Origin of the sequence: Xanthomonas sp. JAI131 (assembly GCF_013410075.1) — a bacterium.
GTDB lineage: Bacteria > Pseudomonadota > Gammaproteobacteria > Xanthomonadales > Xanthomonadaceae > Xanthomonas_A > Xanthomonas_A bonasiae.
Map to the genome: position 1 here is coordinate 1368882 of NZ_JACCCN010000001.1, position 14338 is coordinate 1383219.

Consider the following 14338-nt stretch of genomic DNA (forward strand, 5'->3'; position numbering starts at 1 on the left):
CCCGCTGCCATTCCGCCCCCGCCCGCCGTCACCACCCTCACGCCACGCTATGCGCCGGGCCGGCGAACGCTTAGGCTTGCCGCCGTGGACGCCCTGGTCGAAACGAGCGACGAAACCCTGATGCTGGCCTATGCGGCCGGCGACGCCGGCGCGTTCGAGACCCTGTACGCGCGCCACCGCGGCCGCCTCTATCACTACCTGCTGCGCCAGCTGCGCGACGTGGCGCTGGCCGAGGAAATGTTCCAGGACGTGTGGCAGCGGGTCATCGCCGCGCGCCAGGGCTGGCAACCGCAGGCTGCATTCAGCACCTGGCTGCTGCGCATCGCCCACAATCGGCTCGGCGACCACTGGCGCGCGGCCAAGCACCGCCCGGCCGCGCCGGCCGATGCCGAACTGCGCACCGCCAGCGTGCCGGACCCGGACACGCCGGAGCGGCAGCTGTCCGCGTTCGAACAGCGGCGCCAACTGCAACTGGCGCTCGACGACTTGCCGGAGGATCAACGCGAAGTGCTGCTGCTGCGCCTGGAACAGGAACTGAGCCTGGAGGAGATCGCACAGATCACCGGCGTCGGCCGCGAGACGGTCAAGTCGCGGCTGCGCTATGCGATGGACAAATTGCGCGCGAGGCTGGGCGGATGAGTGCCGACGAACCGCTGACGCCGGAAGAACGCGCCCTCGCCGAACGCCTGCGGCTGGGCCGGCAGGCGTCGCCGTCGGCGGCGCTGGACGCCGCGATCCTGGCCGCGGCGCGTGCCGCGGTGGCGTCTGCGCCGACCGCTTCCGCGCAGCCGCACAGCGCCGACGCCGAGCCGGCAGCGGCGCAGATACCCGTTGCGAGCGCAACCGCGCCAGCGCCAGCGCCAGCGGACCAGGCCCGTTCCGGCACGGCCCCGCAGCGCCGCGCGCGCTGGCCGGCCTGGACCGGGCTGGCGGCATCGTTGACCCTGGCCGTCGGCATCGCCTGGCAACTGCGCACCCCGACACCGCCGGTGGCCGCGCCGGTCGCTCCCGACGCGGTCGCTCCTGCACCAGCCGCTTCCGAAGCGGCGGCCGAGCGCACCATTGCCGCCCAGTCGGCCGGCGCCGAAGACGCGGCGGTCGCGTCCGGCGCGGCAACCGCGCCCACCGACGCGCCGGCGGCGCCAGCGTCCGCGCCGCAGCAGGTGCCGGCAACGAACGATCTCGACTCGATGCGCGCCGCGCCCGCACCATCGGCAGCACCCGCGGAGGCCCCGGTTGCGGCCGAGCCGGCGCCGATGCTGGCGCCGCCGCCTCCCGCGCCGATCGTGGTCTCGCCTCCCGCACCGCCCGCGCCGCCGGCCCCGGCAAAAGCGCTGACGCCTCCCGCGCAGGCACCGCAGGCGCTGGCGAAGCCGGCGGCGCGCACGCGCGAGGCGAATGCCATGCAGCGCGAAGACCGGCGCATGCTGCAGCAACGCAGCGCAGACCTCGCCGAGCGCGACGGCAGCGACGCGGCAAGCGCACAAGCACAGGAAGCGGAGGGATACGCCGCGCGCGTCGAAGGCAACCTCATCGCAACGCCGGCACCGGCACCAGCCGCGATGCCGGCCGCACCGGTCGCGGCGGACAGCGCACCGTTGGCGGCATCCGCGCGCGCCTCCGGCACCGATCCGGCGCTTGCGGCAGCGGCGGAAAGCGACGCGCGCCTGTCGCCGCGACGCTGGCTGGCGCGCATCCGCGAGCGCCGCGACGCCGGCGAGCAGGCCGCCGCGCACGCCAGCCTGCAGCGCTTCCAACGCGAGCATCCGCACGCGCGCATCCCCGACGACCTGCGCGACCTGCTCGACGACTGAATCGCCTTGCGCGATCGAAGGCGATGCGTGCCGTTGCCGGTGCGCGCGATGCCGCGGCCGTGCGCGGCGCAGGCATCCGTCTGCACGTTGCGCCGCCGAACCACAGTCAGCCGCAGCTGGCCACAGCACCTCGTCTAGAATGGCGCCGATGCCCGATACGCTTCCCCACCTCGTCAGCCACAGCGTGGACATCAAGCACAGCCGCTTTGTGGCGCAGGCGGCGCCGATCGCCGACGCCGGCGCGGCGCTGGCGTTCGTGCAGCAGGTCGCGGTGGCCGATGCCACCCACAACTGCTGGGCCTACCGCCACGGCGACGACTACCGCTCCAGCGACGACGGCGAACCGGCCGGCACCGCCGGCCGCCCGATCCTGGCGGCGATCGACGGCCAGGGCTTCGACCGCGTAGTGGTGGTGGTCACGCGCTGGTACGGCGGCATCAAGCTCGGTGCCGGCGGCCTGGTCCGCGCCTACGGCGGCACCGCCGCCGAGTGCCTGCGCCTGGCGCCGCGGCAGCCGCTGCTGGCCTTGAGCCTGATCACCCTGCACTGCGGCTTCGACGATCTGGGCGCGGTGCACGCGGCGCTGAGCGCCTGCGCCGCCGAAAAACTCGATGAACGCTTCGACGCCGACGGCGCCGAACTGCACCTGCGCCTGCCCAGCGATCGCGTGGACGCCTTGAAAACGCGGCTGCGCGACGCCACTCGGAACAGGGTCCGCTGTTCGGAAACCTCCCCCGCATGAACGATCCGTCGGCCGACCAGGCCAAGTCGCTGCGCAAACTCGGCAGCCTGCGCACCCTGTGGCCGTTCGTGCAGCGCCAGCGCGGCCTGTTCGGCGCCTGGCTGCTGGCGCTGGCGGTGTCCTCCAGCGCGACGCTGAGCCTGCCGGTGGCGGTCCGGCAGATGATCGACCACGGTTTCAGCGACGGCAGCAGGATCAACCAGTCCTTCGCGCTGCTGTTCGCGGTGTCGGTGGTGCTGGCGATCGCCACCGCGCTGCGCTTCTACTTCGTGTCGCTGCTGGGCGAGAAGGTCGTCGCCGACCTGCGTGGGCGCCTGTATGCGCACCTGATCGGCCTGCACGCCGGCTTCCACGACCGCAACCGCAGCGGCGAGCTGGTGTCGCGGCTGTCGGCCGACAGCGAACTGCTGCGCGGGGTGATCGGCAGCACCATGTCGGTGGCGCTGCGCAGCACAGTCACCGCGATCGGCAGCATCGTGATGCTGTTCGTGACCAGCCCGCACCTGGCCGCCTACGCGCTGCTGGGCATCCCGCTGGCGGTGTTGCCGATCGTGCTCGGCGCGCGCCGCCTGCAGAAGATCTCGCGCGCCAGCCAGGACCGCGTCGCCGACGCCAACACGCTGGCCGCCGAAACCCTGGGCGCGGTGCGCACGGTGCAGGCGCATGCGCGCGAACCCTACGAGCGCGGCCGCTTCGGCCAGGCGCTTGCGCTGTCGGTGGACGTGGCGCGGCGCCGGGTGCGCGCGCAGGCGCTGATCACCGCGGTGGCGATCGTGCTGGTGTTCGGCGCAATCGTGCTGGTGCTGTGGTCCGGCGCGCACGAAGTGGCGGCCGGCGAACTGAGCGCCGGCGCGCTCGGCCAGTTCGTGCTGTATGCGATGTTCGGCGGCGGCTCGGTGGCGTCGCTGGCCGAAGTCTGGAACGACCTGCAGCGCGCGGCCGGCGGCATGGGCCGCATCGCCGAACTGTTCGCCGAACGCCCCGAGGTGCTGGCGCCGGCGCAGCCGCGCGCGCTGCCGCAGCCGCTGCGCGGCGAAGTGCGCTTCGACAACGTGGTGTTCCGCTACCCGCAACGCCCCGACCATCCGGCGCTGGACGGCTTCGACCTGCACGTGCGGCCCGGCGAGAGCGTGGCCCTGGTCGGCCCCTCCGGCGCCGGCAAGAGCACCGTGCTGTCGCTGCTGCTGCGCTTCCACGATCCGCAATCGGGCACGGTGCGGGTGGACGGCGCCGACCTGCGCGAACTGGATCCGGCGCAGCTGCGCGAAGGCATCGGCCTGGTGCCGCAGCATCCGACCCTGTTCGCGGCCAGCGCCGCCGACAACATCCGCTACGGCCGGCTCACGGCCAGCGACGCCGAGGTCGAGGCGGCGGCGCGCGCCGCCGAAGCCGACACCTTCATCCGCCAGTTGCCGGACGGCTACGCCAGCGAACTGGGCGAGCGCGGCGCGCGCCTGTCCGGCGGCCAGCAGCAGCGCATCGCCATCGCCCGCGCCCTGCTCAAGGACGCGCCGATCCTGCTGCTGGACGAAGCCACCAGCGCGCTCGACGCACAGAGCGAACATGCCGTGCAGCAGGCGCTGGAACGCCTGATGGCCGGGCGCACCACCTTGGTCATCGCGCACCGCCTGGCAACGGTGCTCAAGGCCGACCGCATCGTGGTGATGGACCACGGCCGCATCGTCGCCCAGGGCACCCATGCCGAGCTGCTGGCGCAGGGCGGCCTGTACGCGGAACTGGCACGGCTGCAATTCATCGACTGAGCACGCCGTGCTAACACTGGCGGGACTACGGTCCCGCTGCGCCCCACGCAACGGCGGCGGCGCAAGGCGCCGGCAGCGTTTTCAGGCGCAATCCGGTTCGACGAATCGCCTTCAGGAGACACGCCATGTCCTTTCGCCAACTGCCCGCCCTCGGCCCCGACGGCGAGGCCTATCTGATCACCGAGTTCCAGGACGAAGTCCAGCATCAGCAGCAGGCGCAGCACGACGCGCCGTCCACGCCGGCGCTGCGCTACGAACTGGCCGACGGGCGCAAACTGATCCGCCGCGGCCAGCAGTTCACCACCACCGGCGGCGAACTGACCCTGACCGCGGTGTGAGCGCGCGCGCTGCCGCGTAGCGACGACGAGCGGCAGTGCGATCTGTCCGCCTCGCGCGCGGTACGCGCGACGGGCCAGTGGTCAATTATTGACCAAGCCTCTTGACACGCCCGCCCAGCAAGGCGCGCAGACACTTATCCACATGTTTGCGCGCATTCCATCCACACTGCCTGTGGATGAAGTGCGGCTGCAGCAACAGTGTGTTCTCTCTACCCCTTGTAGGAGCGGCTTCAGCCGCGACCGTGACTATCTGGACACGGACATGCATGCGCAACATGCTGCCCGCCGACCACACCCGATCGCTTGATCGCACTGCCTGTCGCGGCTGAAGCCGCTCCTACAGGGTGGCCGTTTGCACCGGACTAGCGCGGCAACACCCGGCCGATGCCGCTGGCATCGATCTCCGCTGCCGCGGCGTCCAATGCCGTCGCCACGGTGGCCGGGTCGAAGCCGATGCGGAAATGCAGTTCGCCGGCCGGCGTGCGCGAGGAATGGATCGAGGCCAGGCTGACGCCGTGGCGCTCGAACACGTACAGCAAGCTCCGCAGCGAGCCGGCGCGGTCTTCGGGCAGATAGACGCTGAGTGTGAGCTGCTCGGTCAGATCCGCGAGCAGATAACCTACGCGTTCGTAACTGTAGTTGCCGTGCGCGATCGCCGCCGCGCCCAGCGCCTGGCGATTGGCGTCGAGGAAATCGGCGCGGAATTGCGCGCGCGCCGCATCGTCGCCACGGCTCACCTGGTCGCGCAGCCGCGACAGTTGCGCGATCAAGCCGTCGAGCACGCCGCCGACATGCGGATTGCCGAACTGGATGTCTTCGTAGATCGCCGGATTCAACGCCAGGATGCGCGCGATGATCGCGGTATCCAGTTCGAACGAGGCCGAACGGTATGGCATCAATGCCTCCAGCGGCCCCAGCGTCGGCGCGTGCGTGCGCAACACGCCGGCCTGGGCCAGGTGGCTGGCGTGCACCATCGCCTGCACCAGCGCCATCACCTGGTCGTGGTGATCGGGCGTGCTGCGCACGCATTCGGCTTCCAGCGCCGTGCACAGCTGTTGCAGCCACTCGCTCCAACGCGCCAACCGCGCTTCGCACACCACCAGCACGCGGCCCTTGAGCGTGGGCGACTTCGGCGGCGCGGTCATCGGATGCAGCCCGGCCACTTCCGCCTGCGACGCCAGCATCGCCGCCACCGGCTCGCGCTTGACCGAGGTCACGTCCAGCCACAGTTGCTCGCGTTCGCGCCCGGCGGCGCGGCGCACGTAGTCGCCGATCAGCGCCGGCGTGTGCCGGATCGGCGCGGAGAAGATCAGCACCTGCGCGCGCTGCAGCACGGCATCGGGATCCAGCGACTGCGGGTCGGCCGGATCGTGGCCGACCACCTCCAGCTGCATGCGCTCGCGGAAGAACCGGCTCAGCCAGCGGCCATAGGCGCCGGCGCTGCCGACGATGCCGACGACCGGGCGCAGGCTCACGCCAGGCGCTCGGCGGCGAAGCGCAGGGGCGTGGCCAGCGCCGCGGGCGCGGCGGCGAGCACATCCAGTTCCTCGTAGCCGCTGGCCAGGGTCGCTTCCAGCGCCGCATGCACGCCGGCGACGGCGCGGCCGATCGCCAGCTCGAACGCGTCGCCGCGCAGCAGGAACGCGACCAGCAGCGCCATCAGCACGTCGCCGGTGCCGGCCACGTCCACCGGCAATAGCGGCGAGCACCAGCGGTAGACCGCCTCGCGGCTCACCGCCAGGGTCACCAGCTGGCCTGCGTCGCCGCTGACGCTGTGCGCCAACACCCACTGCGGCCCGCGCGCCAGCAGCACGCGCGCTGCGGCGATGGCATCGTCCTGCGCCAGCGCCGGCAGGCCGGTCAGGCGGCCGAGTTCGAACGCATTCGGCGTGACCAGCCACGCATGCGGCAACAGGCGTTCGGCGAACACCGCTTCCAAGCCCGGCTCGACATAGGGTCCGGTATGCGTATCGCCGATCACCGGATCCAGGCAGTAGCGCAGCGACGGGCACTGCGGCAGCGTGGCGTCGAGCCAGTCGGCGAACGCAGTGCCGTTGCCGACGCTGCCGAAATAGCCGGACACCACCATGCGCGCACGCTGCGGCAAGCCGCGCTCGCTGGCGCCGAGCAGCAGATCGGCGAACCAGTCCGACGGCAGCACCTTGCCGCGCAAGGTGTCGTAGAACGGCGCGTTGCTGAGCAAGGTCGTGGGGACTTCGGCCACGCGCAGGCCCAGCGCGCGCAACGGCGGCACCGCCGCGCTGTTGCCGGCGTGGCCGTAGACCAATTGCGACTGTACCGAGATCACGTCGATCGGCGACGGTCCATCCGGACGCTGGCGACGGCCGTGGACGAGATGGCTGGCAGTGGATGCGTTCATCCGCACATTCTAGGCCGCGGCAGCCACGGCGGCGTACCGGCACCGCTCAGCGGTTGTGCAGGAACACCACGTAGCCGCGGAACCACGGATTGTCCTGCAGGCCCTGCGGCGGCTGCCAGTCGCCATCCTGCAGCAGGCCGATGCGGAACGGCACCCGCAGCCTGCCGAGCCGGGCGACATAGACCGGATAGTCGGGGATCACCGCGCGTCCCTGGTAGATCTGCAGCACCACCTCGTCGACCACGCCGCGCAATCCGCCCAGCGCCTCGGCGCGGCCGTTGACACTCCAGTCCAGCAGGCCGGTGATGCCGAGTTGGTAGCCGGCCGGCAAGCGCGCACGCAGCGTGCGCAGGAACGCCACGTACTGCGCGAGGTGGCGGGTACCGGCATCGAAATCGATCTGCAGGCCGACCACGTCGTTGCCGGCCGCATGCCAGCGCTGCAGCTGCACCAGGACCGCCTCGAACAATGCCGGCGTCCAGTCGATGCGTTCCACCCGCAACACCATCCACACCTGGCAGTGGCGCAGCTGCGGCAGCGCGGCGCGTTGCGCCACCAGTCGTGCCGGCGCGCCGGCGTCCAGCGGCACCTCGGCCTGCAGCAGGTACACGCGGCGCGCATTGGCCAGCACCGGCTGCGGCCGCACCCCGGCCCAGAGCCAGAACGCATCGTAGCGGCGCGCATCCACCGGTGCGGCGATCGCCGCGCCCATCGACATGCACAGCGCCAACAGCACGGCGCAGCGCCCGGGCATGGCGCCGCTCACCAGTAGTACTTCAGGTCCTGCGCCCAGGCCGAGGACGGAAACTCCCGTTTCAGGCGCTGGAACCAACGCTTGCGCTCGCTCACCGGCACGTCCTTGCCGCCGCAATCGTTGTTCCCGCTGGGCGCATAGCACTGGATGGCGCGATACAGCGCATAGGCCTTGTCGTCGGCGGCCACGTGGGCGTCGTCGATGATGCGTTGGTAGACGGGCAAACGGAAATACGCAGCGCCAGGAAACTGCGCAGGCGCTCCGCCAAGCTCGGCGACAGGCGGTGGCTGGTTGATCGGCAGGTGATCCCAGTTCATGACCCGGATGAAATCCGCCAGGCACAGCTGCGCATGGGCGTCGGCCGGGGCAGCGGCCAGGGTTTTCGCCACCGCCTCGATCGCCGGGCACGCATCCTCGCCCTGCTCGAACGGGCCGGAGAACACCGCCAGCGGCGGCGACGACTGCGGCAACCAGTAAGCACCGGGCCGGGGATCGCTGGTGTCGTGCGGCACGTCGGCAAGCAGCACGCGATCCTGCAGGAAGGCCTTGGCCTGGCCGCGCGACAGTTCCTTGTACAGCAGCACGAAGGCGGCCAGTTCGCGCTCGTGCGCCGGCACGTCCGTCGCCGTCGCGCGACGCCGCAGCAGGTCGGCACCGGCGGCGTAGATCAGCAACTGGTCGCGGATGGCTTGGTTGACGATCGGAGAATCCGCGGCGAACGCCTGGTCGAGCGCACGGTCGCGCTCCAGGCGCCGCGCCAGCGCCAGCTGCACCAGCGGTTGCTGCAACGCCGGCTCGGCACGGTCCAGCAGGCGCCGCCAGTAGGCCGCCAGGTCCGGCGCCCCGGTGTCCTCCAGCGCCAAGCCCTTGAGCATGGCGGCGGCGAAGGCCACGCTGCCGCGCTTGGCCGGCCCCTTGCCGACATCCAGCAGGCGCAGCGCCTGCGCCGGCGACCGCGCCACGTAGTACTGGTAGCTGGACAGCAGCAGCGCGAACAGGTCAGGCTCGTCGGCAAAGCGGGGCCGCTGCGCCTCCAGCGCGGCCGGCGACAGTCCGTGGCCATCGCTGCCATCGCCCGAGCGCATCGCCTTGAGATCAGCCACGGCCAGCAGCAGCGGCGTGGTCAGCGCCGCGGGAGCGGCGCTGGCCAGCAGCTTGTTGTCGATTTCCTGGGCCAGCTCCTGGTCCGACAGGCCGCGCTGCGCCGCGGGCAGGCGCAGCAAGCGTTCGTATTCGGCGGCCAGCTTCGGCGTGTCGCCACCGAGCCAGTACACCCGCCGCAGCAATCCGCGTGCAGATACGGCGTAGCGTCCTTGCGGATAGTCGTGCAGGTACGCGGCGAACCCTCGCTCGGCGCGCGCCAACGCGGCCCGGTCGAACTGCGGTGGATCGCGCTGCACGCCGTACTCGTCGAAGCCATCGACCTGCGCCGCGTTGAGCGCGACCCGCCCCAGCATGTAGCGCGCCGTCTCCCGGAGCCAGGGGTCGGCCGCCTTTGCCAGCGTATCGAAGCCCTGCGCGGACGCATCGAAGGCGCCGGCATAGAACGCGCTGGCGGCCTGCAGGTACTGCGCGAATTCCCTGCCTGCGGCCGACGACACGCCGTCGGGCGCAGCGATTTGCTGGTCCGGGCACTGCGCCGGCCGCGCCTGGACCAAGCGCGCTTTTTCCGTCGCCGGCACGCGCGCGTTCGCGTTCAGCGCCTCGTTGAACTCGCTGCCGCCGCGCGCATTGCTGTTGCAGCGGTTCGCCTCGCCGTCGAGCATCCCGTCGGCAGCAGCGACCTGATCGGTCGCCGGCGGTTGCAGCGCCTGCACCGCCGCCTCCCAGGTGAACGCCGGTTCGAGCGGGCTGGCAGGCGCCACCGCCGGCGCGGCGCCATCGCGCATCAACAGCAGCAGATTGACCCGGGTGTCGCTGCCCGGCGCCAGCGCCACGGTGTTCTGGCATCCGCTGTAGTCGCCGAAATCCAACAGCAGGCTGGAGTCGCAACCGGCATCGGAACTGGCGAGCGCGGGTGCGGCAAAGCAAGCGCACAGCAGCAGCGCGGCAAGGCGGGCAACAACGGAACGGCCGATGTCCATGGCGAACTCTGCACTCCAGATGCGCCGCGATCGGCGTAGCGGCATGTTCGCATGCCGGACCGCGCCACGCAGGGTGACGCGGCGCAGACGGCGCACGCTAGCGATGCGCGGCCAGCGCGGCCGCGCGGGCATTGCGCCGACGCGGCCCGCGCGGAAGGATCAGGAGGTCATCCGGTCCCAGAACTCCTTCCGTGCATTGCCGTAGTTCAAGTGCTGGGATTGGGATGCGGGATTGGGGATTGGTAACAGCAGCACAGCGGCGATCCCTCTCGAAACCGGCATTCGATTCGCACGCAATCGATCGCAATCCAGAAAACTGAAAAAGGCACGTACCGGGCTCTCGCCCTGCACGTGCCTCTTCCATCGGTCCACACACTCGCGACCGCCGCTCGGGACCCGCCGTTGCGAATCCCCAATCCCGAATCCCCAATCCCGGCTCTACGACGTCATCCGGTCCCAGAACCCCTTCACCCCGTCGATGAAGGTCGCCGACTTCGGCGAATGCTTGCGCGCGTCCTCGCCGGTGAAGGTGGATTCGAACTGCTCCAGCAGCTTGCGCTGGTCGGCGGTGAGATTGACCGGGGTTTCCACCACCACGCGGCAGTACAGGTCGCCCTCGCTGCGGCTGCGCACCGAACGCACGCCCTTGCCGCGCAAGCGGAACAGCTTGCCGGTCTGGGTCTCGGCGGGAATGCGGATCTCCGCCTCGCCGCCCAGAGTGGCCACGCGCACGGTGTCGCCGAGCGCGGCCTGGGAGATGCGGATCGGCACTTCGCAGTGCAGGTCGTCGCCGTCGCGCTGGAAGATCGCATGCTCGCGCACCCGCACTTCCACATACAGATCGCCAGGCGGGGTGCCGGCCGGACCGGCCTCGCCTTCGCCGGACAGACGGATGCGGTCGCCGTTGTCCACGCCGGGCGGAATCTTCACCGACAGCACCTTGGTTTCCTCGACGCGACCGGCGCCGTGGCAGGTACCGCACGGGTTCTGTACGATCTGGCCGCGCCCGGCGCAATGCGGGCAGCTCTGCTGCATCGCGAAGATGCCGCGCTGGATCCGCACCTGGCCGCGCCCCTGGCAGGTCGTGCAGGTCTCCACCTTGCCGTCTTCCGAGCCGCTGCCGTGGCAGTGTTCGCATTCGCCCAGGGTCGGAATCTCGATGCGCCGCTCGATCCCGGCCACCGCCTCTTCCAGATCCAGTTCCAGCACGTAGCCGATGTCGGCGCCGCGCCGCGCCGCGCGGCCGCCACCGCCGCCGGCGCCCCCGAAGATGTTGCCGAAGATGTCGCCGAAGATGTCGCCCATGTCCGGGCCGCCAGCACCGCCACCGCCGCCCATCCCGCCCATGCCGTGCTCGAACGCGGCATGGCCGTGCGCGTCATACATGCGCCGCTTGTTGCCGTCGGACAGGACCTCGTAGGCCTCCTTGCACTCCTTGAACGCCGCCTCGGCGGCGTGGTCGCCAGGATTGCGGTCGGGGTGGAACTTCATCGCGCAACGGCGATAGGCCTTCTTCAGCTCGTCGTCGTTGGCGGTACGGGCCACGCCCAGCACTTCGTAGTAGTCGCGTTTGCTCATAGGGCGGAGATTAGGGATTCGAAATTCGGGATTCGTGTAAAGCAAAAGCGGAGAGCGTCAACTCTTCCGCTTTTGCGAGCGCTACGGACAGGGTATCGGGAGCGGGAAGCGGACAGGCGAAGGCCTTTCGAATCCCTGCTCCCGAATCCCGAATCCCGGCTTACTTCTTGTCGTCCTTGACCTCGGTGAACTCGGCGTCGACCACGTCGTCGCCGGCCGCGGCCTGCGCGCCGCCCGGCGCAGCGCCCGGCTGCTCGCCGGCGGCCGCCGCCGCGTACAGCGACTGCCCGGCTTCTTCCAGCACCTTGGTCTTGGCCTCGATCTGGCCCTTGTCGTCGCCCTTCATCGCCGTTTCCAGGTCCGCCAGGGCCGACTCGACCTTGCCGATCACGTCGCCGCCGACCTTGCTTCCGTGCTCGGTGATCGCGCTGCGGGTGGCGTGGATGAGGCCGTCGGCCTGGTTGCGCGCCTGCACCAGCTCATGGAACTTCTTGTCTTCCTCGCGGTTGGCTTCCGCGTCGGCGACCATCCGCTGGATCTCGTCGTCCGACAGGCCGGAGCCGGCCTTGATCTCGACCTTCTGTTCCTTGTTGGTCTTCTTGTCCTTGGCCGACACGTGCAGGATGCCGTTGGCGTCGATGTCGAAGGACACCTCCACCTGCGGCAGGCCGCGCGGCGCCGGCTCGATCCCGGACAGGTCGAACTTGGCCAGCGACTTGTTGTAGCGGGCCTGCTCGCGCTCGCCCTGCAGCACGTGCACCGTCACCGCGGACTGGTTGTCCTCGGCGGTGGAGAAGGTCTGCGAGGCCTTGGTCGGGATCGTGGTGTTCTTCTCGATGATCTTGGTGAACACGCCACCCAGGGTCTCGATGCCCAGGCTCAGCGGGGTCACGTCGAGCAGCAGCACGTCCTTGACGTCGCCGGCCAGCACGCCGCCCTGGATCGCCGCGCCCAGCGCCACGGCCTCGTCGGGGTTGACGTCCTTGCGCGGATCCTTGCCGAAGAACTCGGCCACCGCCTGCTGCACCTTCGGCATGCGGGTCTGGCCGCCGACCAGGATCACCTCGGTCACGTCGCTGGCGCGCAGGCCGGCGTCGTTGAGCGCGGTGCGGCACGGCTCGATGGTGCGCTTGACCAGGTCCTCGACCAGCGCCTCGAGCTTGGCCCGGGTCAGCTTGATGTTGAGGTGCTTCGGGCCCGACGCGTCGGCGGTGACGTACGGCAGGTTGACTTCGGTCTGCTGCGAGGACGACAGCTCGATCTTGGCGCGCTCGGCCGCATCCTTCAGGCGCTGCAGCGCCAGCGGATCCTTGCGCAGGTCGATGCCCTGGTCCTTGTTGAATTCCTCGACCAGGTAGTCGATGACGCGCTTGTCGAAGTCTTCGCCGCCCAGGAAGGTGTCGCCGTTGGTGGCCAGCACTTCGAACTGCTTCTCGCCGTCGACGTTGGCGATCTCAATGATCGACACGTCGAAGGTGCCGCCGCCCAGGTCGTACACCGCGATCTTGCGATCGCCGCCCTGACCCTTATCCAGGCCGTAGGCCAGCGCCGCGGCGGTCGGCTCGTTGATGATGCGCTTGACGTCCAGGCCGGCGATGCGGCCGGCGTCCTTGGTCGCCTGGCGCTGGCTGTCGTTGAAGTACGCCGGCACGGTGATGACCGCCTCGGTGACGGTCTCGCCCAGGAACGCCTCGGCGGTCTTCTTCATCTTCTCCAGCACCTGCGCGGAGATTTCCTGCGAGGCCAGCTTGCGGCCGTCGGCGGTGGCCACCCAGGCGTCGCCGTTGTCGTGCTGGACGATGCCGTACGGCACCAGGCCGATGTCCTTCTGCACTTCGGCGTCGGTGAACTTGCGGCCGATCAGGCGCTTCACCGCGTAGAAGGTGTTCTTCGGATTGGTGACCGCCTGGCGCTTGGCCGAGGCGCCCACCAGCACTTCGCCGTCCTTGGTGTAGGCGACGATCGAGGGCGTGGTACGGTCGCCTTCGGAATTTTCGATGACGCGGGCCTTGCCGCCGTCCATGATCGCCACGCACGAGTTGGTCGTGCCCAGGTCGATGCCGATGATCTTGCCCATTGGATGACTCCTGAAAATTTCTGGTGTCCGGCCGCTGCCGGGGTCTGGTTCGGATATAGGGATGGCCGCAGGTCATTCAAGCCATCACCGCAAATTAGCGTTCTGCCGCGGTGCGCGCCCGATTCAGGCGCGCACCGCCGCCGCCACGCGTCAATCGTGCTTGGCGACCACCACGAGCGCCGGCCGCAGCAGGCGCTCGTTGAGCAGGTAGCCCTTCTGGAACACCTGGATCACATGGCCGGGGGCGACGCCGTCGGCCTCGGCCTGGCTGATCGCCTGGTGGTGTTCCGGGTTGAACGGCTGCCCGGTCGGGTCGAGCAGGGTCAGGCCGTTGTCGGCGGCGACCTTGAGCAGCTGCTTGTAGGTCAGCTCCAGGCCGTCGCGCAGCGGGCTGGGTTCGCTGCCGGCGGCGCTCAAGCCGGCGTCCAGGCTGTCGAACACCGGCAGCAGGTCGCCGAGCAGGCGCTCGTTGGCGAACTTGCGCGCCTGCTCGACGTCGCGGGCGATGCGCTTGCGCTGGTTTTCCAGGTCGGCGCGCTCGCGCAGCACGTCGGCCTTGAGCAGCGCCAGCTCGGTGCGCAGCGTCTCGATCTGCGCCTGCAGCGGATCGGTCGCCGGCTGCTGCGCCTCGGACAGGTGTTCAGAATCGAATTCGGGGTGGTCTTGGTTCATTTCCGGTTCCCTGGCGGGAGATGCACCCGCCCTACCGGACCACCTATGTGGGCGTGCGGGGCGGATTCAAGATGCTGTGTTGCATTTGGGGGAATGGGGAGACGGGAATCGGGAATGGGAAAAGCAGGCGGCAACC

At 70.2% G+C, this 14338-nt stretch carries 12 protein-coding genes; 5 read left to right on the forward strand and 7 right to left on the reverse strand.

Going from position 1 to position 14338, the window contains the following annotated elements:
* Positions 1-84: 84 nt before the first annotated feature.
* The 5 genes from HDC36_RS05640 to HDC36_RS05660 all read left to right on the forward strand — a co-directional run bounded on the left by HDC36_RS05640 (position 85) and on the right by HDC36_RS05660 (position 4657).
* A complete protein-coding gene (locus HDC36_RS05640) occupies positions 85-639 on the forward strand; it encodes an RNA polymerase sigma factor (RefSeq protein WP_179565137.1) in 555 nt (184 codons plus the stop codon).
* Complete coding sequence (locus HDC36_RS05645; RefSeq protein ID WP_179565139.1) at positions 636-1814, forward strand: hypothetical protein; 1179 nt, start codon at positions 636-638, stop codon at positions 1812-1814. The genes HDC36_RS05640 and HDC36_RS05645 overlap by 4 nt, the downstream gene beginning before the upstream one ends.
* 148 nt (positions 1815-1962) lie before the next feature.
* A complete protein-coding gene (locus tag HDC36_RS05650) occupies positions 1963-2556 on the forward strand; it encodes a YigZ family protein (protein ID WP_179565141.1) in 594 nt (197 codons plus the stop codon).
* Complete coding sequence (locus tag HDC36_RS05655; RefSeq protein WP_179565149.1) at positions 2553-4319, forward strand: ABC transporter transmembrane domain-containing protein; 1767 nt, start codon at positions 2553-2555, stop codon at positions 4317-4319. The genes HDC36_RS05650 and HDC36_RS05655 overlap by 4 nt, the downstream gene beginning before the upstream one ends.
* A gap of 125 nt (positions 4320-4444) precedes the next feature.
* Positions 4445-4657, forward strand: a complete 213-nt coding sequence (locus HDC36_RS05660; RefSeq protein ID WP_179565151.1) for a hypothetical protein — start codon at positions 4445-4447, stop codon at positions 4655-4657.
* Positions 4658-5019: 362 nt separating this feature from the next.
* Here HDC36_RS05660 and HDC36_RS05665 read toward each other — a convergent pair whose 3' ends face one another.
* The 7 genes from HDC36_RS05665 to grpE form a co-directional block, all read right to left on the reverse strand.
* Complete coding sequence (locus tag HDC36_RS05665) at positions 5020-6132, reverse strand: prephenate dehydrogenase (protein WP_179565153.1); 1113 nt, start codon at positions 6130-6132, stop codon at positions 5020-5022.
* Positions 6129-7037: a pyridoxal kinase gene (gene pdxY, locus HDC36_RS05670; protein WP_179565155.1), complete on the reverse strand. Its 909-nt coding sequence runs from the start codon at positions 7035-7037 to the stop codon at positions 6129-6131. Before pdxY ends, HDC36_RS05665 begins: the two co-directional genes overlap by 4 nt.
* Before the next feature lie 46 nt (positions 7038-7083).
* Complete coding sequence (locus HDC36_RS23635; protein ID WP_218848002.1) at positions 7084-7803, reverse strand: DUF3142 domain-containing protein; 720 nt, start codon at positions 7801-7803, stop codon at positions 7084-7086.
* Positions 7800-9920, reverse strand: a complete 2121-nt coding sequence (locus HDC36_RS05680) for a hypothetical protein (protein ID WP_179565157.1) — start codon at positions 9918-9920, stop codon at positions 7800-7802. The genes HDC36_RS23635 and HDC36_RS05680 overlap by 4 nt, the downstream gene beginning before the upstream one ends.
* Positions 9921-10313: 393 nt before the next feature.
* The gene (gene dnaJ / locus HDC36_RS05685; RefSeq protein ID WP_179565159.1) at positions 10314-11453 is read right to left on the reverse strand and encodes a molecular chaperone DnaJ; all 1140 of its coding nucleotides are present in this window, start codon (positions 11451-11453) and stop codon (positions 10314-10316) included.
* Positions 11454-11613: 160 nt separating this feature from the next.
* Positions 11614-13530, reverse strand: a complete 1917-nt coding sequence (gene dnaK / locus HDC36_RS05690; protein ID WP_179565161.1) for a molecular chaperone DnaK — start codon at positions 13528-13530, stop codon at positions 11614-11616.
* A 150-nt stretch (positions 13531-13680) separates the two neighbouring features.
* Entirely contained in the window at positions 13681-14202 is a 522-nt protein-coding gene (grpE, locus tag HDC36_RS05695; RefSeq protein WP_179565163.1) for a nucleotide exchange factor GrpE, read from the reverse strand.
* Positions 14203-14338 lie beyond the last annotated feature (136 nt).